Origin of the sequence: Neisseria mucosa (assembly GCF_013267835.1) — a bacterium.
Classification (GTDB): Bacteria; Pseudomonadota; Gammaproteobacteria; order Burkholderiales; family Neisseriaceae; genus Neisseria.
Window position 1 is genome coordinate 1569490 of record NZ_CP053939.1, and the last position, 24850, is coordinate 1594339.

The 24850-nt window shown below is 52.7% G+C and carries 25 protein-coding genes and 3 tRNA genes; 17 read left to right on the forward strand and 11 right to left on the reverse strand.

Going from position 1 to position 24850, the window contains the following annotated elements:
- Positions 1-14 precede the first annotated feature (14 nt).
- A complete protein-coding gene (locus FOC66_RS07395; protein WP_003749115.1) occupies positions 15-773 on the forward strand; it encodes an ABC transporter ATP-binding protein in 759 nt (252 codons plus the stop codon).
- 69 nt (positions 774-842) lie between these two features.
- Here FOC66_RS07395 and FOC66_RS07400 read toward each other — a convergent pair whose 3' ends face one another.
- The gene (locus FOC66_RS07400; protein WP_003749117.1) at positions 843-2135 is read right to left on the reverse strand and encodes a valine--pyruvate transaminase; all 1293 of its coding nucleotides are present in this window, start codon (positions 2133-2135) and stop codon (positions 843-845) included.
- Between the two features lie 114 nt (positions 2136-2249).
- Positions 2250-2549, reverse strand: a complete 300-nt coding sequence (locus FOC66_RS07405) for a porin (RefSeq protein ID WP_003749120.1) — start codon at positions 2547-2549, stop codon at positions 2250-2252.
- Positions 2550-2643: 94 nt separating this feature from the next.
- On the opposite strand from FOC66_RS07405, the gene FOC66_RS07410 reads away from it, so the two are divergent.
- The 4 genes from FOC66_RS07410 to FOC66_RS07425 all read left to right on the forward strand — a co-directional run bounded on the left by FOC66_RS07410 (position 2644) and on the right by FOC66_RS07425 (position 6557).
- Positions 2644-3474 (forward strand): carbon-nitrogen hydrolase family protein, encoded by an 831-nt coding sequence (locus tag FOC66_RS07410; protein WP_003749122.1) that lies wholly within the window; start codon positions 2644-2646, stop codon positions 3472-3474.
- A 9-nt stretch (positions 3475-3483) separates the two neighbouring features.
- Positions 3484-4029 (forward strand): crossover junction endodeoxyribonuclease RuvC, encoded by a 546-nt coding sequence (gene ruvC / locus FOC66_RS07415; RefSeq protein WP_003749123.1) that lies wholly within the window; start codon positions 3484-3486, stop codon positions 4027-4029.
- Between the two features lie 78 nt (positions 4030-4107).
- Positions 4108-4992 (forward strand): lipid A biosynthesis lauroyl acyltransferase, encoded by an 885-nt coding sequence (locus FOC66_RS07420; protein ID WP_256388400.1) that lies wholly within the window; start codon positions 4108-4110, stop codon positions 4990-4992.
- A gap of 770 nt (positions 4993-5762) precedes the next feature.
- Positions 5763-6557, forward strand: a complete 795-nt coding sequence (locus FOC66_RS07425; protein ID WP_003749126.1) for a 3'-5' exonuclease — start codon at positions 5763-5765, stop codon at positions 6555-6557.
- An 84-nt stretch (positions 6558-6641) separates the two neighbouring features.
- On the opposite strand, the gene prmC is transcribed toward FOC66_RS07425, so the two are convergent.
- Genes prmC through tldD form a run of 3 tightly spaced genes read right to left on the reverse strand, consistent with a single transcriptional unit; the run spans position 6642 to position 9400 of the window.
- Positions 6642-7454 (reverse strand): peptide chain release factor N(5)-glutamine methyltransferase, encoded by an 813-nt coding sequence (gene prmC / locus FOC66_RS07430; protein WP_003749128.1) that lies wholly within the window; start codon positions 7452-7454, stop codon positions 6642-6644.
- Positions 7444-7905: a hypothetical protein gene (locus tag FOC66_RS07435; RefSeq protein WP_003749130.1), complete on the reverse strand. Its 462-nt coding sequence runs from the start codon at positions 7903-7905 to the stop codon at positions 7444-7446. Before FOC66_RS07435 ends, prmC begins: the two co-directional genes overlap by 11 nt.
- A 52-nt stretch (positions 7906-7957) precedes the next feature.
- On the reverse strand, positions 7958-9400 hold the full coding sequence (tldD, locus tag FOC66_RS07440; protein WP_003749133.1) for a metalloprotease TldD: 1443 nt from the start codon (positions 9398-9400) through the stop codon (positions 7958-7960).
- 265 nt (positions 9401-9665) lie between these two features.
- Between tldD and FOC66_RS07445 the strand changes: the two genes are divergently transcribed.
- Together FOC66_RS07445 and FOC66_RS07450 are read left to right on the forward strand one after the other, a co-directional pair.
- A complete protein-coding gene (locus tag FOC66_RS07445; RefSeq protein WP_081456516.1) occupies positions 9666-10184 on the forward strand; it encodes a DUF4189 domain-containing protein in 519 nt (172 codons plus the stop codon).
- Positions 10185-10332: 148 nt separating this feature from the next.
- A complete protein-coding gene (locus FOC66_RS07450) occupies positions 10333-10863 on the forward strand; it encodes a DUF4189 domain-containing protein (RefSeq protein WP_081456517.1) in 531 nt (176 codons plus the stop codon).
- Positions 10864-11260: 397 nt separating this feature from the next.
- On the opposite strand, the gene FOC66_RS07455 is transcribed toward FOC66_RS07450, so the two are convergent.
- The 6 genes from FOC66_RS07455 to FOC66_RS07480 all read right to left on the reverse strand — a co-directional run bounded on the left by FOC66_RS07455 (position 11261) and on the right by FOC66_RS07480 (position 14909).
- Entirely contained in the window at positions 11261-12103 is an 843-nt protein-coding gene (locus tag FOC66_RS07455; protein ID WP_003749135.1) for a hypothetical protein, read from the reverse strand.
- 15 nt (positions 12104-12118) lie between these two features.
- On the reverse strand, positions 12119-13879 hold the full coding sequence (locus tag FOC66_RS07460; RefSeq protein WP_003749137.1) for a bifunctional biotin--[acetyl-CoA-carboxylase] ligase/type III pantothenate kinase: 1761 nt from the start codon (positions 13877-13879) through the stop codon (positions 12119-12121).
- Positions 13876-14382, reverse strand: coding sequence for an adenylyltransferase/cytidyltransferase family protein (locus FOC66_RS07465; RefSeq protein ID WP_107723979.1), 507 nt, complete (start codon positions 14380-14382; stop codon positions 13876-13878). Before FOC66_RS07465 ends, FOC66_RS07460 begins: the two co-directional genes overlap by 4 nt.
- Positions 14383-14642: 260 nt before the next feature.
- Positions 14643-14718, reverse strand: a tRNA-His gene (locus tag FOC66_RS07470).
- Between the two features lie 9 nt (positions 14719-14727).
- Positions 14728-14804 (reverse strand) — tRNA-Arg (locus FOC66_RS07475).
- 27 nt (positions 14805-14831) lie between these two features.
- Positions 14832-14909 (reverse strand) — tRNA-Pro (locus FOC66_RS07480).
- A gap of 200 nt (positions 14910-15109) precedes the next feature.
- Between FOC66_RS07480 and folD the strand changes: the two genes are divergently transcribed.
- The 10 genes from folD (at position 15110) to aroG (ending at position 24707) form a co-directional block, all read left to right on the forward strand.
- A complete protein-coding gene (gene folD, locus FOC66_RS07485) occupies positions 15110-15961 on the forward strand; it encodes a bifunctional methylenetetrahydrofolate dehydrogenase/methenyltetrahydrofolate cyclohydrolase FolD (RefSeq protein WP_003749140.1) in 852 nt (283 codons plus the stop codon).
- An 83-nt stretch (positions 15962-16044) separates the two neighbouring features.
- Positions 16045-17118, forward strand: a complete 1074-nt coding sequence (locus FOC66_RS07490) for an AI-2E family transporter (protein ID WP_003749143.1) — start codon at positions 16045-16047, stop codon at positions 17116-17118.
- A gap of 129 nt (positions 17119-17247) precedes the next feature.
- Positions 17248-18489 carry an aromatic amino acid transporter gene (locus FOC66_RS07495; protein WP_003749145.1) on the forward strand — a complete coding sequence of 414 codons (1242 nt, stop codon included), beginning with the start codon at positions 17248-17250 and terminating at the stop codon, positions 18487-18489.
- 93 nt (positions 18490-18582) lie between these two features.
- Positions 18583-19035, forward strand: coding sequence for a hypothetical protein (locus FOC66_RS07500; RefSeq protein ID WP_003749149.1), 453 nt, complete (start codon positions 18583-18585; stop codon positions 19033-19035).
- A gap of 11 nt (positions 19036-19046) precedes the next feature.
- The gene (gene gmhB, locus FOC66_RS07505; RefSeq protein WP_003749152.1) at positions 19047-19625 is read left to right on the forward strand and encodes a D-glycero-beta-D-manno-heptose 1,7-bisphosphate 7-phosphatase; all 579 of its coding nucleotides are present in this window, start codon (positions 19047-19049) and stop codon (positions 19623-19625) included.
- Positions 19626-19700: 75 nt separating this feature from the next.
- The gene (locus FOC66_RS07510; protein ID WP_003749154.1) at positions 19701-20432 is read left to right on the forward strand and encodes a lysophospholipid acyltransferase family protein; all 732 of its coding nucleotides are present in this window, start codon (positions 19701-19703) and stop codon (positions 20430-20432) included.
- 49 nt (positions 20433-20481) lie between these two features.
- Positions 20482-21177 carry a M48 family metallopeptidase gene (locus FOC66_RS07515; protein WP_003749156.1) on the forward strand — a complete coding sequence of 232 codons (696 nt, stop codon included), beginning with the start codon at positions 20482-20484 and terminating at the stop codon, positions 21175-21177.
- Positions 21178-21349: 172 nt separating this feature from the next.
- Positions 21350-21721: a hypothetical protein gene (locus FOC66_RS07520; protein WP_003749158.1), complete on the forward strand. Its 372-nt coding sequence runs from the start codon at positions 21350-21352 to the stop codon at positions 21719-21721.
- A 157-nt stretch (positions 21722-21878) separates the two neighbouring features.
- The gene (locus FOC66_RS07525) at positions 21879-23354 is read left to right on the forward strand and encodes a surface lipoprotein assembly modifier (RefSeq protein ID WP_172884836.1); all 1476 of its coding nucleotides are present in this window, start codon (positions 21879-21881) and stop codon (positions 23352-23354) included.
- A 309-nt stretch (positions 23355-23663) separates the two neighbouring features.
- On the forward strand, positions 23664-24707 hold the full coding sequence (gene aroG / locus FOC66_RS07530; RefSeq protein ID WP_003683923.1) for a 3-deoxy-7-phosphoheptulonate synthase AroG: 1044 nt from the start codon (positions 23664-23666) through the stop codon (positions 24705-24707).
- Positions 24708-24850: the final 143 nt, after the last annotated feature.

Consider the following 24850-nt stretch of genomic DNA (forward strand, 5'->3'; position numbering starts at 1 on the left):
ACTCGAATCCGCCTATGATTACCATCCGCAACGTCAGCCACACCATCGGCAGCAACCCCATCCTCAACGACGTCAGCCTCGACATCCCCGAAGGCGGCATTACCGCGCTAATCGGCCCGAACGGCGCAGGCAAGTCCACCCTCCTCTCCTTTATGGCGCGCCTACAGCCCTTGGTACACGGCGACATCAGCTACGCAGGCAAAGACATCAAAACCACCCCCACCGCCGAACTCGCCCGCACGCTCTCCATCCTCACCCAAGAAAACAGCATCATGAGCCGCATTACCGTGCGCGACCTGCTCATGTTCGGCCGCTATCCCTACCACCAAGGCAGGCCGTCTGAAACGGATAAAACCATCGTCGAAGAAGCACTCGCCGAGTTCCACCTGCAAGGCTTCGCCGACCGCTACCTGACCGAGCTTTCCGGCGGTCAACGCCAACGCGCCATGATTGCCATGGTATTCTGCCAGCGCACCGACTACGTTTTATTGGACGAACCGCTGAACAACCTCGACATGTATCATGCCCGCTCCCTCATGCAGATCCTGCGCCGGCTGACCGACGAGTACAAACGCACCACCGTCGTCGTCCTGCACGACATCAACCAGGCCGCCGCCTACGCCGACCACGTTGTCGCCATGAAAAACGGCCAAGTCGCCATGCAGGGCGCACCCAACGACATTTTCACCGCCGAAAACATCAAATCCCTATTCGATATGGACGTCAACGTCCTCGATTACGAAGGCAAAAAACTGGTTATCCACCACGTTTGAATCCAATAAAAAAGGCCGTCTGAAACCCGATTCTCCACGTTTCAGACGGCCTTTGCCTATTCAAAGCATTTATTTTTTATCGTACAAACCGCGCACCACGCGACCGATCGCGGCGATGCCTTTTTCCAGCGTTTCCGCGTCCTGCGCAATGCTCATGCGGATGCACTCGCCCGCGTGCGGATAATCTTGCGTATCGATGCCGACAAAGAAATGCTCGCCCGGAATAATCAGCGTGCCCTCAGCCTTGAGCATTTCGTACAAGGTTTGCGACGAAACCGGCAGGTTTTCAAACCAAAGCCACAAGAAAATCGCACCTTCGGGCTTGTGGATTTTTAACGGATACGCACCCAATTCGCGTTTGAGCAGGGAAACCGCCGTTTGCGCCTGCCGACGGTAAAACGGCTGAATCACTTGGTCGGCCAACTGTTTCAGACGGCCGTCGTTTAACAGCGGCGCCGCAATCGCCGCGCCGAAACGGGTTGGCGACAGGTTCACAATCGCATTCAAACTGCTGACGGCTTTAACCACTTCCGGCGCAGCGACAATAATGCCGGTACGCACGCCGGGCAGGCCGATTTTAGAAAGGCTGAAGCAGAGGATGATGTTTTCGTGCCAGTTGAGCGTCACATCGCTGTAAATAATATTCGGGAACGGCATTCCGTAAGCGTTGTCGATAATCAGCGGAATCCCGTGTTCCTGCGCCAACGCGTCCAAACGCGCCATCTCGCCGTCAGTCAGCACATTACCGGTCGGGTTGGTCGGGCGAGAACAGCAAATCGCACCGATTTTGCCCGCTTTCAATTCAGGCAGGCTCTCCAGCGCGTCAAAGTCCACGCGGTATTTGAAGAAACCTGCTTCGCCTTCGTGTTCGACAGCTTCGATTTTCGGTTTGACGGAAACAAAGTGCTGCCCTTCGACATGCACGTCGGCATAGCCGATGTATTCGGGCGCGAGCGGCAGCAGGATGGCTTTCTCTACGGAAAGGTCGTCTGAAACCTTGAATTTGCCGCCGAAGAGGTTGAATAAATAGAAAAACGCGTTCTGCGAACCGTTGGTCAGCGCGATATTGTCGGCGGTCAGGTTCCAGCCGTATTCGCGGTTGAGAAAGGCGGTCAACGCGTCAATCAGCGCCGCATCTCCCTGCGGATTGGAATAATTGCCGATATTCTCAACAGCATGTTCCGCCGCCAGTTTGGAGAACACATCGGCGAACACGGCATTGACTTCCGCAATTTTCGCCGGATTGCCACCGCCAAGCATATTGACGGGTTTGTCGCTTTTGAGCGCGTCGCCCAAATCGTCCATCAATTGCAAAATACCACTGTGTTGCGTGAATTTTTCGCCGAATGCTGAAAACTGCATGGAAACTCCGTTGCTGGGTGTGTGAAAACAATAAACCGCTATTATAAGAACAAAGGCCGTCTGAAAACCAGTTATCCTGATTTTTCAGACGGCCTTTACTATCCAATCTTTCCTTCAACGGCCAAAATTCTCACGGCGTTCGCGCCAGTCTTGGCGGATGGAGCTGCTTTTGCCGACCGGTGTATCTTGTTCGACTTCCCAAATAAAATTCGTTCCACCGCCTATCGGATGCGAGCCGCGCAGGCCGATGTGGCTGCCTTGGTCGGCAATGGCGGTGCTGCTGCGTGTTTGGCCGCCGAAATGGGTTTGCGAGGTTTCGATGCCGCTTTTGATGCTGCCGTAAAGCTGTACGTCGGCATGTGCGGCGAGTGCGGCGGTGGAAAGTGCGGCAGTGAGGAGAAGTTTCAAGTTCATGGTTTATCCTTTTTTGGAGAGGAATTGTGGGGCGATTGTATCGGCCTTGTGCGTAAACAAGTTACAATTCTTGCAAAATCTGACAGGAGTTTTGATGATGCGCTCTTTACGCGCCGCCGCTGTGCAAATGGTGTCGTCCACCGACCCCGAAACCAATATTGCCACGATGAAACGCCTTGTCCGCGAGGCGGCCGAACAAGGGGCGGATTGGGTGTTGTTGCCCGAATATTGGCCGCTGATGGGCAAAAACGATACGGACAAGCTGGCATTTGCCGAGCCTTTGGACGATGGACGCGTTGGCGAAACCTACGACACCCGTTTTCAGACGGCCTTAAGCGAAACGGCAAGGGAATGCGGCGTGGTGTTGTTTGGCGGTACGGTTCCGCTGCAAAGCCCAGACGCGGGCAAGGTGATGAACACGATGCTGGTGTATGACCGCGACGGCAACCGAATCGGGCTTTACCACAAAATGCACCTTTTCGGCTTTTCCGGTTTGGGCGAACGCTACGCCGAAGCCGATACGATACTGGCGGGCAGCGATGTGCCGAAGTTAAGCGTGGACGATGTTCCGCTGGCGGCCGGGGTCTGCTACGATTTGCGCTTTCCTGAGTTTTTCCGCGCGCAGCAGCCGTTTGATGTTTTGCTGTTGCCGGCTGCGTTTACCTACACGACCGGCAAGGCGCACTGGGAATTGCTGCTGCGCGCCCGCGCGGTGGAAAACCAATGCTACGTCATTGCATCGGCACAAGGCGGACTGCATGAAAGCGGCCGCCGCACATTCGGCCACAGTATGATTATCGACCCTTGGGGCGATGTGTTGGCGACGTTGCCCGAAGGCGAAGGCGTGATTTGTGCCGATTTGGATACCGCGCGCCTGCAAAGCGTGCGCACGCGCCTGCCTGCCCTGAAACACCGATTACTTTAAACACGCACTATGTCCCACTCCCAACCCACACGCATTCTCGGCATCGACCCCGGCAGCCGCGTGACCGGCTTCGGCGTTATCGATGCCCACGGCCGCGAGCATCATTATGTTGCTTCCGGCTGTATCAAAACGCCAACCGGCGCGTCGCTTTCCGAACGCATCGCCGTGATTGTCCGCCATATCGACGAAATTATCCGCCACTATCAGCCGCATCAGGCGGCCATCGAACAAGTGTTTGTCAACGTCAACCCGGCCGCGACTTTGATGCTCGGTCAGGCGCGCGGAGCGGCGATTGCCGCTTTGGTCATGCACGGCTTGCCCGTGTTTGAATACACCGCGCTTCAGGTCAAGCAGGCGGTGGTCGGCAAGGGCAAGGCCGCTAAAGAGCAGGTGCAGCATATGGTGGTTCAAATGCTTGCACTTTCAGGCACGCCGCAAGCCGATGCCGCCGACGGACTCGCCGTCGCCCTCACCCACGCCCTGCGCAATCACGGATTGGCTTCGCAACTCAATCCCGACGGCCTGCAGGTCAAACGCGGCCGTTTCCAATGGTAAGCCGACATTCAGGCCGTCTGAAATCGTGTTCCAGCCCGTTTTCAGACGGCCTTTCGGTTATAATAGCCCTTTGCCCACATACAGCGAGCCTGCATGAAAGCCGCCTTCCTTTTTCTCTACCTTATCCGCCTGCTGCCCTTTTGCGTGTTGCACAAAATTGCCGACGCGATCGGCATTCTCGCTTATTACGCAGTCAAACCGCGCCGCAAAGTCGGCGAGGTCAACCTCAAAAAATGCTTTCCTGAGTTGAACGACAGCCAGCGCACCGCCCTGCTCAAACGCCATTTTCAACACATGGCAAAGCTGATGCTCGAATACGGCCTCTACTGGTACGCGCCTGCGGACAAACTGCGCTCGTTGGTGCGCTATCAAGACAAACACCATCTCGACGAAGCCCTCGCCGCCGGCGAAAAAGTCATCATCCTCTATCCGCACTTTACCGCATTTGAAATGGCGGTTTACACGCTCAATCAGGATGTACCGCTGACGAGTATGTATTCGCACCAAAAAAACAAAGCCCTGGACGAGCAAATCCTGAAAGGCCGCCACCGCTACAACAATGTTTTCCTGATCGGCCGCACAGAAGGCCTGCGCGCCATCATCAAACACCTGCGCAAAAGCGATGCGCCCTTTCTTTATCTGCCCGACCAAGACTTCGGCCGCAACGATTCCATTTTCGTCAATTTCTTCGGTATTCAGACGGCCACGATTACCGGCCTCAGCCGTATCGCCGGCATGACCAAAGCCAAAATCATTCCCGCCATCCCCACGCGTGAAGCCGACAATACCGTAACCCTGCGCTTCTATCCGGCTTGGGACAATTTCCCGACCGAAAATGTCGAAGCCGACACCCAGCGCATGAACGACTTCATCGAAGAGCGGGTACGCGAGCATCCCGAACAATATTTCTGGCTGCACAAACGCTTCAAAACCCGTCCCGAAGGCGAAAGCAGCTTTTACTGACTACATAAAATTACAATTTAAGCATGAAAAAGCGGCAAAACCTTTCTTTTGCCGCTTTTTCATTTTAATTGTATCAAACCCAATCTCGGCTTCAATTTCAAACAATCAAATCAAATTCCACTTTAAATGCTTTAAAAACAACTTTTTTCAAGGCAATTGAAACTTTCAAACAACCTTATATTTTTTCTCAAATAAAAAATGCTCTATTCAATACCCTTTTCATTTATATGTTAAATTTAATTTCATTTAAAAACAAAATGTTATAAAATAACCTTTAAAATAAAACAAATTTTAATCATTCAAAATATGAAATTAAATTAAATTTAAAACAAGAAACACAAAATAAACATCTAATTTTAAATTAATTATGAAATTTAATTGCAAAAATATGACAATAACCGCAATTTACCCTAAACCAAATCTTCAGAAAAAAATACTTGGCAAACTGTAAAATTTCGCGTAAATTTCACTACATCAAATTACAAAGCATTCAGACGGCCTCAGCCGGTTTTAGATGTTTTTGTAAGCAGTTTTCTGATATTGCAAGCAATTGCAGTATTTTTAGAGGATTTCGGCGCAATACCCGAAATGAAAGTTTACCGGTGCAGAGTTGAGCTGCATCTGTAAAGCCGCAGGTGAAAGCCTGTATTGTTTGTGAAGCGTAAATCTCTGATTTGAGGTATTGGGGCAATCCTGTGGGGGATTGCCTCTTTTTTTATCTGCGCCGTCATGCCACAATGGCATCATTCCTTATCCAACCCGATCACGCCATGACCCCGATACTCGCCTTCGACATCGAAACCATTCCCGACGTAAACGGCATCCGCCTGCTTTACGATTTGCCTGCCGATTTGCCCGACAACGAAGTCGTCCTGTTTGCCCAACAGCAACGCCGCGCCAAAACCGGCAGCGACTTTATGCAACACCATCTGCACCAAGTCGTCGCCATCTCCTGCTGTATGCGCTGGGGTCAGGACAAAATCCGCGTCAGCACCATCGGCGATCCCGAAGACAGCGAAGAAGTCATGATTGCCAAGTTTTTCGAGGTCATCGAAAACTATACGCCGCAACTCGTCAGCTGGAACGGCGGTGGTTTCGACCTGCCCGTCCTCCACTACCGCGCCCTGATACACGGCATCAGCGCCGCCCGCTATTGGGACATGGGCGACGGCGATTTTGGCGACAGTCGCGACTTTAAGTGGAACAACTACATCAGCCGCTACCACACCCGCCATTGTGACCTGATGGATTTGCTCGCCCTCTACCAACCGCGTGCCAGCGTGCCTTTGGACGATATGGCCAAACTCTGCGGCTTCCCCGGCAAACTGGGTATGGACGGCAGCAAGGTTTGGGACGCTTATCACGCAGGCCGTCTGAAAGACATCCGCGACTATTGCGAAACCGATGCCGCCAATACCTACCTGATGTATATGCGCTTTCGCATGATGAGCGGCGCGCTCGATGCCGACGAATACGAAGTCGAAATCAAACGCATCAAACACTATCTGGCCGCACAAGCCGAAGAAAAACAACACTGGGCGGAGTTCGTCGCTGCTTGGCGTTAAACCAGGCCGTCTGAACAGACAAACCAGAAAACCAAAAGGGCGTGATCGACACGCCCTTTTTTATATTCCGACAAACCATGCCCGCTAAGCAGGCAAACGCCCCAGCGTAACCCTGTCCAATCCTGCCAAATCCTGTTCGGTTGCCACTTCGGCAAAACCGTTCTCCAGCATAATGTTCCGCACCGCTTCGCCTTGGTCATAGCCGTGTTCAAACAGCAGCCAACCGTTGGCTTTCAGGTATTTGGGGGCTTCTTGGGTAATGTGGCGTATATGGCTGAGGCCGTCTGAAAAGTCGGTCAGCGCGTTTTGCGGTTCAAACCTCAAATCGCCCTGCGACAAATGTTCATCGCCATCCTCAATATACGGCGGATTGGAAACAATCACATCGTATCGGCCTTCAGACGGCCTGTCGGTATCAAACCACGAACCCTGCGCAAATTCAACTTTTGCACCCAATTCTGCCGCATTTTGACGGGCGGTATCCAAAGCACCGACGCTGATGTCGGATGCGCGAACATCGGCATCAACGCGTTCAAGCGCGACGGTCACGGCAATGGCGCCGCTGCCCGTTCCCAAATCCCACACGCGGCCTTGCGGCGGCAAGCGTTTGAGCACGGCTTCCACCAAATGCTCGGTTTCAGGACGTGGAATCAGCACATGCGGATTGACGGCAAAGCGTCGTCCGTAAAACTCGCGTTCGCCCAACAGATAGGCCATCGGCTCGCCTTTCAGACGGCGTTGCGCCAAAGTCTCCAAGGTTTGCAGGGCAGATTCTGCCAAATCGTCCGTACCGCGTGTAACCAGCTGCGCGCGCGTGTAACTCAGCGCATATTGCAACAACATCCGCGCTTCGTTTTTGGGCAGTGCCGATTGGCGCAACCATTCATCAAGCGTCATTTTTCGTCCCATCTGCCAGCGTTGCGGCTTTTCTTTCCTTATTCTTTCCGGCAAACGTGCCGATGGTGGCAACAGCAAATGCGGCATACCACAAATAAAATCCTGCACCGTAACGCACGATATCCGCCGTATTTCCTGCTTCATCGACGTGTACGGCTTTCACACTAAAAGCCACCAGCGCCAAGCCCCAAAGCGCCGCATGGACAGGCACGACCTTCTTCCGCAATGCCAGCAACACAATGGCCGCCAACCAAACATAATTTGCATAGGCCGCACAATACCTGATATCCAAAGAAGCAAATATCGACCCCAAAATCAAAACGGTCAAACCCTTCATGCTTTCATGATTGCCCAAATAAAATGCAACATTGGACAAAGACGCCATCCAAAGGGCAACCGACACCAGCAACATTACTATGGGAAAACTTGATTTCCGATTCTCTTCCTGCATGGTTTTATCCTAATGTAAAAGGCCGTCTGAAACCTTTCAGACGGCCTGCCGTTTAAATTTCGCTACCGCCGACGGTCAGTCCGGCATCAATCCTCAGGGTCGGTTGTCCGACGCCGACGGGAACGCTCTGCCCTTCTTTGCCGCAGACGCCGATGCCGCTGTCGAGCGCGGAGTCGTTGCCTATCATGGAAACGTGTTTCAGCACTTCGGGGCCGTTGCCGATGATGGTTGCACCTTTGACAGGGTATTGCAGCTTGCCGCCTTCCACCCACCACGCTTCAGATGCGCTGAACACAAACTTGCCACTGGTAATGTCCACTTGTCCGCCGCCGAAGTTGACCGCGTAAATGCCCTTGTCGATGGACGCGATGATTTCTTCCGGATCATAGCCGCCGTTTTCCATAAAAGTATTGGTCATGCGCGGCATAGGCGCGGAAGCGTAACTTTCGCGGCGGCCGTTGCCGGTTGATTGCGTGCCCATCAGGCGGGCGTTGGTCTCGTCCTGCATATAGCCGACCAAAATACCGTCTTCAATCAATACCGTGCGGCGGGTTTCGTTGCCTTCGTCGTCGATATTGAGCGAACCGCGTCTGTCGGCAATATCGCCTTGATCCACAACGGTCACGCCTTTGGCGGCCACGCGCTCACCGATTCGGCCGGAGAAAACGCTGGTTTCTTTGCGGTTGAAATCGCCCTCCAAACCATGTCCGACCGCTTCGTGCAACAACACGCCCGGCCAGCCGTTGCCCAAAACGACGGTCATCTCGCCGGCAGGCGCAGGACGGGATTCGAGATTGGTCAGCGCTTGTTTGACGGCGGAATCGACAAACCGATGCACCAAGTTTTCATCGAAATACGCCAAATCATAACGTCCGCCGCCGCCCGCGCTGCCCTGCTCGCGACGCTCGCCCTGCTTGGCAATGACGGTTACATTCATGCGCACCATCGGGCGGATATCGGCAGCGTGTTTACCGTCCAGACGGGCGATGTACACCATATCGTATTCGCAGGTCAAACCGGCCATCACTTGCACGATACGCGGATCGGCGGCTTTGGCCAGCGTTTCGACTTTGTTTAACAGCGCAACTTTGGCAGCGGAATCGAGGCTGGCAATAGGGTCAATCGCCATGTGGACAGGCTTGCCGTAGGCAGGTGTCGGCACTTTGACGCTGGCCTCGCCACCGGCCGCACCAATCACGCGAACGGCTTTGGCAGAGCGGTTGATCGAATCGATACACAGGCTGTCGGCGTAGGCAAAAGCGGTTTTATCGCCCGAAACGGCACGCGCACCCACGCCCTGATCGATTTGGAAGCTGCCCGATTTGACGATGCCTTCTTCCAAATGCCAGCTTTCATAGGCAGTACGCTGACAATAGATGTCGGCATAATCGACATGGTTGGCGCCGATAATGCTCAGGCTTTGGGCGAGCAAATCGGGGGAAAGGTGGTTGGCTTCGAGCAAATCTCGCTGTACAGCGGCATAGGTTTGTTGCATAATTTTTCAGACGGCCCGACAAACAGGCAAAGTTAATTTGGCCTTGATTATACGGTATTTTATATGGCTTTGGATATGTTGATTGCTTGGGTTTATGAGTGATTGAAACAAATCAAAAGGACGTCTGAAACATAGGAATATAGGGCTAAAACGTTTGCCTTGCCCTATTTCAACGTCAGCCGCGTAAAGAAGATAACAAATCATCGTATGATTGATGCAGCGGCAGGCTGATAAAGATTCAAATAATAAATAGATTGGACTTAAAATGAAAAAATTACTTGTTGTATTGCTAGGACTGGCAAGTCTTAATGTTTGCGTTGCCAATCCTACCTATGATGCGACTAGGGGCGCATTACAAAATGACCCTGGTTTATGTCAATACGGATACAATCCTAACTGCGCGTCATCTCGTCAGCACCAACGGAACCAGCCTACGGAAATTATTCATATTAAAGTCCCTTCAAAATATGGAGCATGGGCAAATAATCCCAAAACAGGTATGTCAGGTGGAGCACTTGAGATGGATTCACTTGCTGCCGCGAAAAGACAAGCTATTAAAACCTGCGAACGAGATGGACAAAATAAACCATGTAAAGTTGAGGCCTGGGTTCGAAATGGCTGTATCGCTGTCGCTCAAGGAAAAGATGGTAAAAAATGGAGAAATTTTTTCGGTATAACCGATCCAGGACTTGCTGAAGCAGAAGCCTTAAAGAAATGCCAAGAGTCTGGGCTACCACAATGTAGGATTACCACTACCGAAGGCTGCTCACTACCTAAATTCTAATAGTCAAAAGGCCGTCTTTATTCAGACGGCCTTTTCAATCACAGCAAAGCCGATACCGAAATTTAACTTCCAAAAGAAGATAACAAATCATAGTATTATTTATGTAACATCAGACTAATAAAGATTCAAATAATAGATTGGAATTGAAATGAAAAAGTTACTTGTTGTATTGCTAGGACTGGCAAGCCTTAATGTTTATGCCAACGGCTGTGGCGGTGAATACCAACCTGCAACTGGAACTTGCCGTATTATCGACAGCTCAGGCAGACAAATTCTATATAACGTTGGCAGACCTCAATCTTCTAATAATGGTTCGGCTCAGAGCCAACCAAGCGTTGTCAATATCGATGTTCCTTCAAGATACGGTGCATGGGCTATTAATCTTAAAACAGGCATTTCTGCAGATGCCATAAATGCTCCCTCTCTTGAAGTAGCAAAAAAAGGAGCAATTAAGGCCTGTGAGCAAAATGGGAAAAACGCACCATGTAAAGTAAAGGCATGGGTAAGAAATGGGTGTCTTGCTGTTGCAAAAGGAAAGTTAAATGGCCAATGGATGTCTTTTCCTCGCTCAGAAGCTCCCGGTCTTGTAGAGGATAAAGCCTTAAAAGCCTGCCAAACTTCAGGATACTCACAATGTACCATAGCAGTTCCAGAAGGTTGCTCACTACCTAAATTCTAATAGCCCCATAAGCCGTCTGTTATTCAGACGGCCTTTTCAATCACAGCAAAGCCAATACAGAAACTTAATTTCCATATAAAACAATCTATTATAGAAAAACCCCTTATTTTTTTAGTTTTGCTATTGATAATAGTTATTATTAGCGTATAATCAAACCCACTCGGAAGACGTCCTAATCCGAGCCATTAAACGACAGATTTTATCCCCCTCTTCCCCATTATCTCTTGATACTCGGAGTGCGCATATACGAAACATACCTGTTCCCCTTTATATCAGATACTCAAAACCGAAAAACACGAAACCCACTGCCGATACAGTGGGTTTCGTGTTTTGTGGCGTTCGGTTTATCAGGCTTGGCCGACTGCTGATCAGGCCGTCTGAAACTGAATAGACCTGATTATCGGCAGGTTTTCATGTTCAACTTGCCATAACGGCCGACAATGTTTCTGATGTCTTGGGCATCGCGCTCGTCGACCGCCATAAAGACCACGGTCATGCGCGCTACGCTCAAACCGGTATCGGGTGCGCTTCTGTCTTCCTGTTCGACAATGCGCGCGCCGCCGAAACCTGCGCTGGACAAGCGTGAAATCAAAACTTGGGCGGAAGAGCGGCTGCGTGTTACGTCAATGCTGATTTCGCCGTTGTGAATGCTGCCGCTAAAACCACGGCTGCCCAAGGCATCAAGCTGGGCGGAAGTGTCGCCGTCGGCAGGCAAGACCACGCGGAAGGTTTTGGAAGAAGTTTCGCCACCGGATGCGCCGTTGCGTTTTTCGATACTGCGGCTGGCCGCATGGGGCCATTTGCCCAACAGGCCTTTGATGCGGTGGTAATCGTCTTCATCCATCACCACGGTGGCGCTGCTGGTACACAAGCGTTCCACACCGGCCGCGTCCATCTCTTCTTCGGCTGCGCGGCGTTCTTGCGCCTCTTTCTCGCGGCGCATTTTTTCTTTTTTCTCTTTCAACTGCTGCGCTTCTTGCTTTTTACGCAAAGCTTCCGCTTCTTCGGATTCGGGTTCTGCCATCATCAGGCCGTCTGATTCATCCGCCACCCAATCGGGTTGCGATGCCTGCTGAGGCTCGGCTTTGGGCGCGTCCAAAGAAGACGGGCGCAATAATTCGTGCGTGCCGCCTTCCAAGGCCGATTCGGGTTTGGCGGTTTTATGTTGTGTCCGATAGGCAACCATGCTGCCAAAAACAATGATGTTGAGTGCGACCAAGACCGCAAACAGCCATTTCATGATGCGTTTTCCTTTTTATTGTCCGTTGCGATGGGCAATCCAATGCAAGAGCCCGTGAATCACGAGATTATCGACGATTTTCACTTGATTGTCATGAACAAATGCCTCGGGCAAGGCTTGCACGACTCTGGCCGCGCCGCCGCCCGTGATAATAATATCGACCGGTTTGCCCCCGCCCGTTTTGTCTTTCAGACGGCCATGCATCATCATCAGCGCGCCGCAAACGGCATCCATCATGCCGCTGGCAATGGCGTTCGGCGTTGTGGTTGGGAACGGATATACCTTGCCGATGGGGCGGTTGAGGTTGGCGGTTTTGAGCGCCATCGCCTCTTTCATCAAGTGGAAACCGGGCATGATGGTGCCGCCGAGATAATGATTGTCTTCCGTCAGCGCGTCGGTGGTTACGGCAGTACCGCAGCTGACGACGACGCAGGCGTTTTGCGTAAAGCGGCGGCTGCCCAGCGCATTAAACCAGCGGTCGGAACCATGTTCTTCAGGGCGGCGGTAATGGTTGCGGATGCCCAAAGCCTGCGGCATGGAAGACAGCCATTCGACCGGACGGGTTAATTGTTCTTCAACCATCGCTTTTTTTACCGAACCGCACACGGCGCAACCGACAATCTTCACACCTTCATCGGCAAATCGCAGCCATTCTTCGCCCAGCTGGGTCAAATCACGATACGGCGCGCGGCCGACTTCAGAAAATGTGCCGTTCTCCACCCACGCCCATTTCAACTGACTATTGCCGCCGTCCAGCAACAAAAAGCGTTCCGGTTTCGCAGCGGCAGGTTGTGCCGGGCGGTTATCCGGGCGCAAGCTGATTTCGCCGCTGACGATGGTTTTCTCACCCTCGCCCGTCAGTAAACGCAACGCGCCTTGTGCGTCCACGCCTTTGACTATGCCTTCGTGGACAACGCGCCCTTCTTGAAGCAGCAAGACCGGCCTGCCTGTGTCGCGGTTGGCGGCATCGTATTCGCCGACACATGACGCGAATCCGTTTTGCGCGTATTCGTTCAGCAGCGCATCGAGTTGCGCCAACACCGCATTCAATAAGGCTTCGACGCTTACGCCCTGCTTAGAGGCCGTCTGAAACAAAGCCTGCACGGAAGTAGCGTTTTCCACTTCTTTCGGCAATACAAAATTAATGCCGATGCCGATGACGGCGACGGTTTTATTCTCCACCCGCGTCGTTTCAATCAACACGCCGGCCAATTTATCGTTGGCCACGACCAAATCGTTCGGCCACTTGATGTTCACGTTCAAACCGATATCGGCAAGCGCGCGGCGGCAAGCCAATGCCACCACCAACGCCAGCGAACCCAGCTCATACTGCGGCTTGTCAAACGCCCAGCCCAAGCTGAACATCAAGCATTCGCCCTGTCGGTTGACCCAGCTTCGCCCCTGCCGTCCGCGCCCTTTGGTTTGAAAATGCGCCACACACAAGGCCTTGTGCGCCAAACCTGCCGACCGGCGCGCCAACGCCATGATTTCATCGTTGCTGGACGAGCATTCGTGTTTCAACTGCGCGCGAAAACCATGTTTCCCGGCCATTTGTTGCAGAGATTCTTCGGCAAACACAGCCAATGGGCGCACCAAGCGCCATTGCCCGTCATGCTGGCGCAGCAAACCGCGGATATGTCCCGGCATCTGCTGCCAAAATCCGTTTAATTGTTGCGGCTTCATCCCGGCCGCACGCGCCAGCTGAGAAACGTGTTGTGGCAGGCCGTCTGAAAGCGCGGCGAGCAAGGCCCAATGGCGGCTGTTCAAATCCGTCATGCGCCTCCTCCGGCTTCGCGGATTTTCGCCAACGTTTTGGTGGTCGAAGTCTGGTGTAAAAACGGAATCGAAAATACTTTGCCACCGCGCGCAAACGTCTCGGCCGCACCGACAATTTTATCCACAGGCCAATCACCGCCTTTAATCAATACATCGGGTTTGACCATTTCAATCAGCGCGGCCGGCGTGTCGTCATCAAACCATGTAACCAAATCCACGCTCGCCAATGCCGCAGCCACTGCCGCGCGGTTTTCCAAAGGATTAATCGGACGATCGTCCCCTTTGCCCTGACGGCGCACCGAAGCATCGGTATTCAACGCCAATACCAAAGCCGCACCGGCCGATCGCGCCTGTGCCAGATACGTTACATGGCCTCGGTGGAGAATATCGAAACAGCCGTTGGTAAACACCAGCGGACGGGGCAACGCCGCCAAACGCTCCGCCAGCTTTTCGGGCGGACAAATTTTGGATTCGAATTCTGGAGCTGACCATTCGGACATGATGCGGTTCCTTTGGAAATAAAACAGAAAATAATCGGGGTATTATAAAGGATAACGGCGAAACGCCATAAAAAGATACCGAACGGTACGATATTCGGGTTTGACTGCGTATTCATCGGCATTTGACAGACACCGCAGACGCCGTTTTTGCCGCTGCCATGATGGAACGGTTTGATGAACACTGTTTTTGAAAACCAATAAACTTGAATAAAATTCAGGGTATAAACGGAAAAAAGCCTGCATATAATATGCAGGCTTTCATCTGGGGTGGCTGATGGGGCTCGAACCCACGACAACTGGAATCACAATCCAGGGCTCTACCAACTGAGCTACAGCCACCGTAAAAATTGGCACGCCCGACAGGAATCGAACCTGTAACCCCCGACTTAGAAGGTCGGTGCTCTATCCGGTTGAGCTACGGGCGCTCATGCCGATTCGTGCTTAGAATTTTGTGGTCGGGGCGGTGGGATTCGAACTCACGACCCTCTGCTCCCAAAGCAGATGCGCTAACCGGGCTGCGCTACGCCCCGACTGAAGACCCGAACTATACAGACCCTTTTCAGCCCGGTCAACACTTACTTTGCTTTATTTTTCTATTTTTTATTTATCTTATTATTTTTAATCATTATTTATTTTTATGTTTCGTCATCGGGGTCACTCTTTTGTGTCAGGCCGTCTGAAAAATGCGATAATTTGAACGCAATATTTGTCCCTATTTAGAAGGAAAATCATGACTGCTCAACTTATAGACGGAAAAAAAATCTCCCAGCAACGCATCGAGGCGGTCGCGCAGGCGGTAAAGGCGCGCCAGGAAAAAGGTTTGCACACGCCTTGTTTGGCGGTGGTATTGGTCGGCGGCGATCCTGCCAGCGCGGTTTATGTACGCAATAAAAAACTGGCCTGCCAAAAAAGCGGCATTGAATCGCGCTCTTACGAGCTGCCGTCTGAAACCACGCAGGACGATTTGTTGAAACTGGTGGACGAATTGAACGGTGATTCTGCCGTCGACGGTATTTTGGTGCAACTGCCGCTGCCGGCCCACATCGACAGCCAGGCGGTTTTGGAACGTATCGTGCCGCATAAAGATGTGGACGGCTTCCACCCTTACAACGTCGGCCGCCTGGTCGTCAAAATGCCGCTGATGCGCCCGTGCACACCCAAAGGCGTGATGACTTTGTTGGAAGCCTACGGCATCGACCCGAAAGGCAAAAAAGCCGTGATTGTCGGCGCGTCCAATATTGTCGGCCGCCCGCAGGCGTTGGAATTGCTGCTGTCCCGCGCGACGGTAACCATCTGCCACAGCGCTACGCAAAACCTTGCCGATGAAGTTGCCGCCGCCGATATTTTGGTGGTCGGCGTGGGCATTCCGAATTTTGTTAAAGGCGAATGGGTCAAACCCGGCGCCGTCGTTATCGATGTGGGCATCAACCGCTTGGAAGACGGCAGCCTGTGCGGCGATGTGGAGTTTGATGTCGCCAAAGAACGCGCGTCCATGATTACGCCCGTTCCCGGCGGTGTCGGCCCGATGACGATTGCCACTTTGTTGGAAAACACGCTACACGCGGCCTCATTGCACGATTAACCGCCGTCATTAAATTAGGCCGTCTGAACATGGTTTTCAGACGGCTTGACCTGCTTTTTTGTTTTTTACCTTATCGGCTTCACATGTCCTTACTCGCTTCACACACCGACAACCCGAATTTCCGCAACGCTTCCTATATCCTGATGGGTTTGGCTTTGCTGATTGTCTTGCACTACCATTTGCTGCCGCTGCTGCTGTCGGTTATCCTGACCTATATCTTTATTACGCGCACCAACGGCGTCATCCTCAAACTCCGCCGCCGTGTTTTGCCGCGCAACACGCGGCTGCATAAATCGCTCAATGCGCACAATATCAACCTGATTTCCACTACGCTGACACTGGCCATCGTGTTCAGCATCATCACGATGATGTCTTTGGGCATTTACCACCTGATACACGGCGGCCATGTCGGTTTTATGCTGGCAAAACTGGCGGCGATTTTGGAAGACACCAAAAACAGCCAAGACCTGCCTGCGGCCATTCTCAATATGCTGCCCAACAATATGGCCGAAATCAAAGCCTCGGCGATCAAGCTGATTGACGAATACCGCGCCGCGCTGACCCGCATCAGTAAAAACAGCATCACGTCCTTCGTGTACATCCTCATCGGCATCATCATCGGCGCCATGCTCAGCTTCCACCGCCTGAAAATGCGTAAAAACCGCCGTAAAATGCCATTGTTTAAAGCCGAATTGGTGCACCGCATCGTCAATTTTGAAACCAGCTTTGAACGCGTGTTCCTCGCCCAAGTCAAAATCTCGCTGATCGACACTTTCCTGACCGGCCTGTACCTTTACTTGGTTTTACCGCTGTTCGGCGTTGAGCTGCCGTTTAAAATGACCGTCCTGATCGTCGCCTTTATCGTCGGCCTGATTCCGGTGGCGGGCAACCTGATTTCCAACACCATCATCATTATTTTGAGCCTCGGCGCATCGCTTTACGTCGCACTCGCCTCGCTGGTGTTCCTCGTTGTCATCCACAAGCTCGAATATTTCCTCAACGCCAAAATCATCGGCTCGGAAATCGAATCCAGCGCATGGGAATTGCTGGTGGCAATGGTCGTCTTTGAACGCATTTTCGGCATCGGCGGCATCATCGTCGCGCCGGTTTATTACGCCTATTTGAAAAACGAATTGAAACTGCGAAAATTGATTTAATCAGTTGCATTTATACACATCAAAGGCCGTCTGAAAACGACAATCGGGTTTTCAGACGGCCTTTGCTTTACCTTTTCTTACACTTTACGGCATAATGGCAGCCACGCATTTCTAGAAGAAAGACAAACAATGTCAACCAAAACCCCTTCCCTATTCGGCGGCGCGATGATTATCGCCGGTACGGTTATCGGCGCAGGCATGCTTGCCAACCCGACCGCCACGTCCGGCGTCTGGTTTGCCGGCTCGCTGGTCGTGTTGCTGTACACCTGGTTTTCCATGCTCTCCAGCGGCCTGATGATTTTGGAAGTCAACACCCATTATCCGCACGGCGCCAGCTTCGACACCATGGTCAAAGACCTGCTCGGCCCGGCTTGGAACATCATCAACGGCGTTGCCGTCGCCTTCGTTTTATACCTGCTCACTTACGCCTACATCTTCGTCGGCGGCGACCTGACCGCCAAAGGCATCGGCAGCGCGGTAGGCGGCGAAATCTCGCTCACCGTCGGCCAACTCGTCTTCTTCGGCATCCTCGCCTTTTGCGTTTGGGCATCCGCACGCTTGGTTGACCGCTTCACCAGCATCCTCATCGGCGGCATGGTATTGACCTTTATTTGGGCAACCGGCGGCCTGATTGCCGACGCCAAAATGCCTGTCCTGTTCGACACCCAAGCCCCTGCCGGCACCCACTACTGGATTTATGCCGCCACTGCCCTGCCCGTCTGCCTTGCCTCATTCGGCTTCCACGGCAACGTCTCCAGCCTGCTCAAATACTTTAAAGGCGACGCGCCCAAAGTGGCCAAATCCCTATGGGCAGGAACGCTGATTGCGCTTGTGATTTACATCCTCTGGCAAATCGCCATCCAAGGCAACCTGCCGCGCAGCGAATTCGCACCGGTTATCGCCGCAGAAGGACAAGTTTCCGTCCTGATCGAAACGCTGTCCAAGTTCGCCCAAACCGGCAATATGGACAAAGTGTTGACCCTGTTCTCCTACATGGCGATCGCAACCTCCTTCCTCGGCGTAACGCTCGGCCTGTTCGACTACATTGCCGACATCTTCAAATGGAACGACAGCATCTCCGGCCGCACCAAAACCGCCGCGCTGACCTTCCTGCCACCCCTGATTTCCTGCCTGCTCTTCCCCACCGGCTTCGTTACCGCCATCGGCTACGTCGGCCTGGCCGCCACCATCTGGACAGGCATCATCCCAGCCATGCTGCTCTACCGCTCGCGCAAAAAATTCGGCGTCGGCAAAAACTACCAAGTTTACGGCGGATTCCGGCTGATGGTTTGGGTTTTCCTCTTCGGCGTCATCAACATTGCCGCCCAAATATTGAGCCAAATGGAGCTTGTTCCCGTATTTAAAGGTTAAATTCCCTTAAGGCCGTCTGAAACACCCTCTTTCAGACGGCCTAATTCATTATTTTCCGCTACAATACCCCCTTTCCCCCAACGAACCCCGTCCATGTACGACAATATCCGTTTCCACCTCGACGAAGACTATCCCGACCAGCTCCCGCCCGAAAACGCCGCCACCCACATCGGCATGTACTGGCAGTGGGCGGCAAAATCAGGCCTCGTCAACCCCGTCTGGCAAACCGCCCCCGAAACCGCGGCCGACTTCGCCGCCATGACTGCAGGCACAATCAGCGGACGGCACTTCCTGCTCAAACACATGGACGGCGCATTGACGGCGGACGACTTTACCGAACTCGGCCAACGGTTTACCGAGTTCTACTACACCGACGAAGAAGACGGCTACGGCGCATTTATGGAAGACTACGTCCTCGCCCTCGACACGCCCTCGCTCGGCGGCTTCTACCACGTCAAAAACACCCCGGAAACCTTCGCCAAACTGACACCCGTTTTTCAGACGGCCTTTGAAAAATGGCAAAGCAGTTTGAAAGCAAAAAAATAAGGGCCCGAACCATGAAACTCATCATCCTCGACCGCGACGGCGTCATCAACCAAGACCGCGACGATTTCGTCAAATCCGTTGACGAATGGATTCCCATCGAAGGCAGCATGGATGCCATCGCCTTTTTAACGCAGGCAGGCTACACCATCGCTGTGGCCACCAACCAATCCGGTATCGGCCGCAAATACTTTACCGTGCAAGACCTGACCGAAATGCACGCGAAAATGCACCGCCTTGCCGTTCAAGCCGGCGGCACCATCGACGGCATATGGTTTTGCCCGCATACCGCCGTTGATAACTGCGAATGCCGCAAACCCAAACCCGGCATGATTCTCGACATCATCGAACGCTTCAAGGCCGATGCCGCCGAAACCTGGCTGGTCGGCGACAGCCTGCGCGACCTGCAGGCCATTGATGCCGCTGGCGGCAAATCTGCGCTCGTCCTGACCGGCAAAGGCAAAAAAACGCTGGCCCAACATGAGCAAGACCTGCCCGAACACACCCAAATCTTCGACAACCTGCTCGCTTTCTCGCAATACATCATGCGCGAAAACACACAAATCGAAGAAACCGCGCAAGCCATCTTATAAACAAACAACAAGGCCGTCTGAAACCTGATCACACCGGCGTTCAGACGGCCTTCCAACGACAGACTTTTCCCCGATATGCTGATTATCCGCAACCTGATTTACTGGTTCATCCTTTCCTCCAGCATTATTTTGCTGTTCCCCTTTATGCTGCTTGCCCTGCCCTTCCAAGGCGGCGCACACAAAATGGCGCAAATTTGGGTACGCATCCTCAACTGGTCGCTCAAGCACGTCATCGGCTTAAACTACACCTTAAGCGGCGCGGAAAACATTCCCGACCACCCCGCCATCATTTGCGCCAAACACCAAAGCGGCTGGGAAACCCTCGCCCTGCAAGAAATTTTTCCGCCGCAAGTCTATGTTGCCAAACGCGAACTTTTCAAAATCCCTTTCTTCGGCTGGGGCTTGAAACTGGTTAAAACCATCGGCATCGACCGCAGCAACAGCCGCGAAGCCAACAGGCAGCTGATAGAGCAAGGCCTTGCGCGTAAAAACGAAGGCTATTGGATTACCATTTTCCCCGAAGGCACACGCTTGCCGCCCGGCGAAAAAGGCCGCTACAAACTCGGCGGCGCGCGTATGGCCAAAATGTTTGAGATGGACATCGTCCCCGTCGCGCTCAACAGCGGCGAGTTTTGGCCGCGAAATTCCTTCCTCAAATACCCCGGCACGGTCAGCGTCATCATCGGCAAACCCATTGCCTACAGCAGCGGCAACGAAGCCGAACTCATGGCCCAATGCGAGCAATGGATAGAAAGCCAACAGCCCCTGATTACCGGACAAGGTCCGTTCGCGCCACAAACCAAATAAATCATTCCATCGGGTGGGTCGCCATGCCCGCCCCTTTCCCTCAAACACCATGCCCCGCCTCCATACCCACACCCTTTCAGACGGCCTGACCATTCATATCCAGCTCAAACGCAGTGCCAAGAAAAACCTCATCTTGCGCCCCGTTTCCGCCGATACCGTCAGCATCAATATCCCGCCGTTTGTGACCCAGCGCAACTTTACCCAATGGCTGAACGACAACGAGGCCATCCTGCGCCGCACCCTAAACAAAACACCAGCCCAGCAAAAATCCACCGACACGCTTCCCGAATGGATTTGGTATCAAGGCGTTCAGACGGCCTTGTCCGTCCACACAGCAAACCACATCCAAATCAGGCCGTCTGAAATCCTGTTGCCCGAAAAAGAAACCGCCGCCCAACTCACCCATTTGCGCCGCTTCCTGCTCGAACGTGCGCACGAATATCTACTGCCGCGCCTCGAAAGCCATATCCGAAGCACCCGCCTGACCCCGAGCGCCATTTCCCTTTCCAACGCCAAAACCTTCTGGGGCGTATGCCGCCACACCACCGGCATCCGCCTCAACTGGCGGCTCATCGGCGTGCCCGAATATGTCGCCGACTACGTCTGCCTGCACGAACTCGCCCACCTGCGCCACCCCGACCACAGCCCTGCATTTTGGGCGCTGACCCGCTCGCTCACACCGTATGTCGATCAAGCCAAACAATGGCTGAAGGCACACGGCGGCGAATTGTTCTTTCTCGGCTAAGCCTTTACTTTCAGTATTTTTCTGCAAGCAAACACCGGCCCAAAGCAAAGAATCAACGCCTTCCAAACAAATCATGTAGCCGCGCGTAAAATCGAGTTTATCCGCTTGCCGCCCTACAGGCATGCCGATAAGATGATGTCGTTCTCCAAACCCTTTTCAGAAAGGAAAACCGATGACCAAAGCAAAATCGTTACTGGCCACCGGCATTTTGGCTCTTTTCTCCGCCACGGCATTCGCCTCCCCGCTGCCTTCCGAAATCTACCGTCCGGCAGGCTCACACACCATCAAAGCCGACCATCAAGGCGACGGCGAGTTTGAATACGAAGCCGAACTTTCCGGCCGACACAATTCCATTCCTTCCCTGGCCAAAAAAGTGATCGCCCACGCGCGCAGCAAAGGTTTCCATGTGGTCGAGTCCGAAATCAAACACGACGATGCCGATCTGAAATTCAAACGCGGCAAACAAGAGCTGGACGTTTCCATCGAAGACAAAGGCCAAGGCCGTATCGAATACAAAGCTGATTTAGATTTGGACAAAAACTAAATCCAAACCGTAAACAAAGGCCGTCTGAAATCCCATCAGGTTTCAGACGGCCTTTTGTCGCCTTGATTCAGATAAAATGACCGTCAGTTTACAAAATTTCCAACTCAAAACATTGTACAATCTGCCCACTTATACCGATAACATCCCCAACATTGCCATGAAAAAACGTCTGCTCCTCCTTACCATCCTGCCCCTTTCCCTTTACGCCGCCGATGTGCCGCCCAACGTAAAACCCGAGCTTCAAGTCAACACAGCCGAACCCCTGCAACCCGAAGCGCACAACATCCCTGCCGAACAGACAAACAGGCCGTCTGAAAAAATCATCAACGTCGATGCCGACACCCTGCTTGCCAACACCGAATTACTGGCACGCGCCATGTATTCCGCCGTCGTCGCCCACAATATCCCCGGCATCAAAGCCGTTTTGCCAATTTACGAACAATGGCCAGAACACGACCGCGCCATGGCGCGCTATGCCAAAGGTTTGCTTGCCCAATCCGAAGGGCGAGCCGCCGAAGCCATCGGCCATTACCGCCGCTTTATCGCCGAGCAGCCCGACGCTTCCGCCGTCCGCTGGCAGCTTGCAACCGCCTTGTTTGAAGACAAACAAAACGAAGCCGCGGCCGACCAGTTCGACAAACTGCAAACCGAATCCCTCCCGCCCGCCTTGCAAGAACGCATCGAAACCTACCGCAAAGCCCTGCGCGAACGCGACTCATGGCAATTCAACGCCGGCCTGAACATCACGCGCGAACAAAACATCAACCAAGCTCCCGGCCAACGCCGTCTGGGCAACCACCTGAACGACGAACAATGCCGCGCCGTGCGCCTTGTCTATCCTGACGACGACTGTTTCCGAGGCTGGACATTCCCCGAACCCATCGATGCCACCGCCGTCCATTACCAAATCGGTGCAGAAAAAAAATGGTCGCTGCCCCGCGGCTTCTATGCCACGGCAGGTGCAGACCATTACGGCAAAATCTATCCCAAACACACCAACTACAACGACCTCACCACACGCTTCTCGGCAGGCATCGGCTACGCCGACCAGCGCAGCGATATCGGCATTACTCCGTTCCACGAACGCCGCTTCTACGGCAACGACCCCTACACCTACACCAACGGCGCACGCCTTCACTACAACCATTGGTGGCAACCCAAGCTGCAAACCCTCAGCGCATTTGAAGCAGGCCGTCTGAAAAACAGCCGCCGCGAACATTCCGACAACACCAGCCAACTGCTCAGCAATTCCATCATTTACTACCGCAACGCGCGCCAATACTGGGTAGCCGGTATCGACCTCTACCGCGAACGCAACCGCGACGACAAAAGCGACAGCTTCAACCGCTACGCCCTGCGCGGCACATGGGGACAAGAATGGCCCAAAGGCCTCTCCACCGTCCTACGCCTCAGCGCCGCCCAACGCCGTTACCAAGCCCCCGGCTTCTTCAGCAACGAACAAAACCGCCGCGACAAAGAAGCCTCCGCCTCCCTGAGCGTATGGCACCGCGCCCTCCATTTCAAAGGCATCACCCCGCGCCTGACCATTGCCCACAACAAAACATGGAGCAACGACAAATTCTACGAATACGGCAAAACCAAAATGTTTGTCGAATTGAGCAAAACGTTCTGACAAGTAGAAACCAAAGCCATATTGCCCACACTGTGATGCAATCTCTATTTTGACTGTTTTAAACTCACAAGGCCGTCTGAACTTTTTCAGACGGCCCATATTTTCGATAAACCCTTAATTTTTCCATTGTATAAACGAAATTTTATAACAGCATTAAATATCAATTTGAACAAATAAACTGATTTTAAATTTCATAAAATAATTAAAATAAAGAAATTTTAGAATAAAATTGCTAAAACAAAAAATCAAGCCTTGTTTAATTCTGCTAAAACCTGTAACCTGTATCAAAAATAAACAAGAGAGTCCATCATGTCCCAACACCACCCTACTGACGATATTAAAATTAAAGAAGTCAAAGAGTTATTACCTCCAATCGCGCATTTGTATGAGCTGCCTGTTACGCCTCAGGTTGCCAATTTGGTTTATAAAACACGTCATGAAATTTCGGATTTGGTTCACGGCCGCGACAACCGTTTGCTGGTCATCATCGGCCCATGTTCGATTCACGATACCAAGGCGGCGGTAGAATATGCGCAAAAATTGCTGCCCTTGCGCAAAAAATATGAGAAAGAGCTGCTGATTGTGATGCGCGTGTATTTTGAGAAACCGCGTACAACCGTTGGCTGGAAAGGCCTGATTAACGATCCGCACTTGGACGGTACGTTTGACATCAACTACGGCCTGCGCCAAGCGCGTCAATTGTTGCTGACTTTGAACGAAATGGGTATGCCTGCTTCGACTGAATTCTTGGACATGATTACGCCGCAATACTACGCAGACCTGATTTCTTGGGGCGCGATTGGTGCGCGCACGACTGAAAGCCAGGTACACCGCGAATTGGCCAGCGGCCTCTCCTGCCCTGTCGGTTTTAAAAACGGTACGGACGGCAACCTGAAAATCGCCATCGACGCCATCGGCGCCGCCAATCATCCGCACCACTTCCTGTCTGTAACCAAAGCCGGTCATTCCGCGATTGTCCACACCAGCGGCAACCCTGACTGCCATGCGATTTTGCGTGGCGGTAAAGAGCCTAATTACAGCGCGGAACACGTTAAAGACGCGGTTGCGCAGCTTCAAAAAGCCGGCGTGAGCAGCAAACTGATGGTGGACTGCAGCCATGCCAACAGCCGTAAAGACTTCCGCAAACAAATGGATGTGGCGCGCGATGTTGCGGCACAGTTGAAAGCCGGTGAAGAAAACATCATGGGCGTGATGGTGGAAAGCCACTTGGTTGAAGGCCGCCAAGACAAGCCTGAAGTTTACGGTCAAAGTATTACGGATGCCTGCATCGGTTGGGATACGACCGAAGAATTGCTGGCCCTGCTTGCCGAAGCGAAAGGTTACCAAGCGTAAGTGCGAAAACATTAAAAAGACCGGATATGTTCCGGTCTTTTTTGTGTCTGTCATTTTGATTTCTTCACTCGAGATACCGAGCAAATTTTAGTCAGGTTTAACATCAAAACAGTATGTTAGAGAATATTCAGGCCGTCTGAAAA

What these genes read in the sequence shown, in the direction of transcription:
- FOC66_RS07395 (WP_003749115.1), top strand. Translation starts at nt 15, where the DNA reads ATGATTACCATCCGCAACGTCAGCCACACCATCGGCAGCAACCCCATC.
- FOC66_RS07400 (WP_003749117.1), bottom strand. Translation starts at nt 2,135, where the DNA reads ATGCAGTTTTCAGCATTCGGCGAAAAATTCACGCAACACAGTGGTATT.
- FOC66_RS07405 (WP_003749120.1), bottom strand. Translation starts at nt 2,549, where the DNA reads ATGAACTTGAAACTTCTCCTCACTGCCGCACTTTCCACCGCCGCACTC.
- FOC66_RS07410 (WP_003749122.1), top strand. Translation starts at nt 2,644, where the DNA reads ATGATGCGCTCTTTACGCGCCGCCGCTGTGCAAATGGTGTCGTCCACC.
- ruvC (WP_003749123.1), top strand. Translation starts at nt 3,484, where the DNA reads ATGTCCCACTCCCAACCCACACGCATTCTCGGCATCGACCCCGGCAGC.
- FOC66_RS07425 (WP_003749126.1), top strand. Translation starts at nt 5,763, where the DNA reads ATGACCCCGATACTCGCCTTCGACATCGAAACCATTCCCGACGTAAAC.
- prmC (WP_003749128.1), bottom strand. Translation starts at nt 7,454, where the DNA reads ATGACGCTTGATGAATGGTTGCGCCAATCGGCACTGCCCAAAAACGAA.
- FOC66_RS07435 (WP_003749130.1), bottom strand. Translation starts at nt 7,905, where the DNA reads ATGCAGGAAGAGAATCGGAAATCAAGTTTTCCCATAGTAATGTTGCTG.
- tldD (WP_003749133.1), bottom strand. Translation starts at nt 9,400, where the DNA reads ATGCAACAAACCTATGCCGCTGTACAGCGAGATTTGCTCGAAGCCAAC.
- FOC66_RS07445 (WP_081456516.1), top strand. Translation starts at nt 9,666, where the DNA reads ATGAAAAAATTACTTGTTGTATTGCTAGGACTGGCAAGTCTTAATGTT.
- FOC66_RS07450 (WP_081456517.1), top strand. Translation starts at nt 10,333, where the DNA reads ATGAAAAAGTTACTTGTTGTATTGCTAGGACTGGCAAGCCTTAATGTT.
- FOC66_RS07455 (WP_003749135.1), bottom strand. Translation starts at nt 12,103, where the DNA reads ATGAAATGGCTGTTTGCGGTCTTGGTCGCACTCAACATCATTGTTTTT.
- FOC66_RS07460 (WP_003749137.1), bottom strand. Translation starts at nt 13,879, where the DNA reads ATGACGGATTTGAACAGCCGCCATTGGGCCTTGCTCGCCGCGCTTTCA.
- folD (WP_003749140.1), top strand. Translation starts at nt 15,110, where the DNA reads ATGACTGCTCAACTTATAGACGGAAAAAAAATCTCCCAGCAACGCATC.
- FOC66_RS07490 (WP_003749143.1), top strand. Translation starts at nt 16,045, where the DNA reads ATGTCCTTACTCGCTTCACACACCGACAACCCGAATTTCCGCAACGCT.
- FOC66_RS07495 (WP_003749145.1), top strand. Translation starts at nt 17,248, where the DNA reads ATGTCAACCAAAACCCCTTCCCTATTCGGCGGCGCGATGATTATCGCC.
- FOC66_RS07500 (WP_003749149.1), top strand. Translation starts at nt 18,583, where the DNA reads ATGTACGACAATATCCGTTTCCACCTCGACGAAGACTATCCCGACCAG.
- gmhB (WP_003749152.1), top strand. Translation starts at nt 19,047, where the DNA reads ATGAAACTCATCATCCTCGACCGCGACGGCGTCATCAACCAAGACCGC.
- FOC66_RS07510 (WP_003749154.1), top strand. Translation starts at nt 19,701, where the DNA reads ATGCTGATTATCCGCAACCTGATTTACTGGTTCATCCTTTCCTCCAGC.
- FOC66_RS07515 (WP_003749156.1), top strand. Translation starts at nt 20,482, where the DNA reads ATGCCCCGCCTCCATACCCACACCCTTTCAGACGGCCTGACCATTCAT.
- FOC66_RS07520 (WP_003749158.1), top strand. Translation starts at nt 21,350, where the DNA reads ATGACCAAAGCAAAATCGTTACTGGCCACCGGCATTTTGGCTCTTTTC.
- FOC66_RS07525 (WP_172884836.1), top strand. Translation starts at nt 21,879, where the DNA reads ATGAAAAAACGTCTGCTCCTCCTTACCATCCTGCCCCTTTCCCTTTAC.
- aroG (WP_003683923.1), top strand. Translation starts at nt 23,664, where the DNA reads ATGTCCCAACACCACCCTACTGACGATATTAAAATTAAAGAAGTCAAA.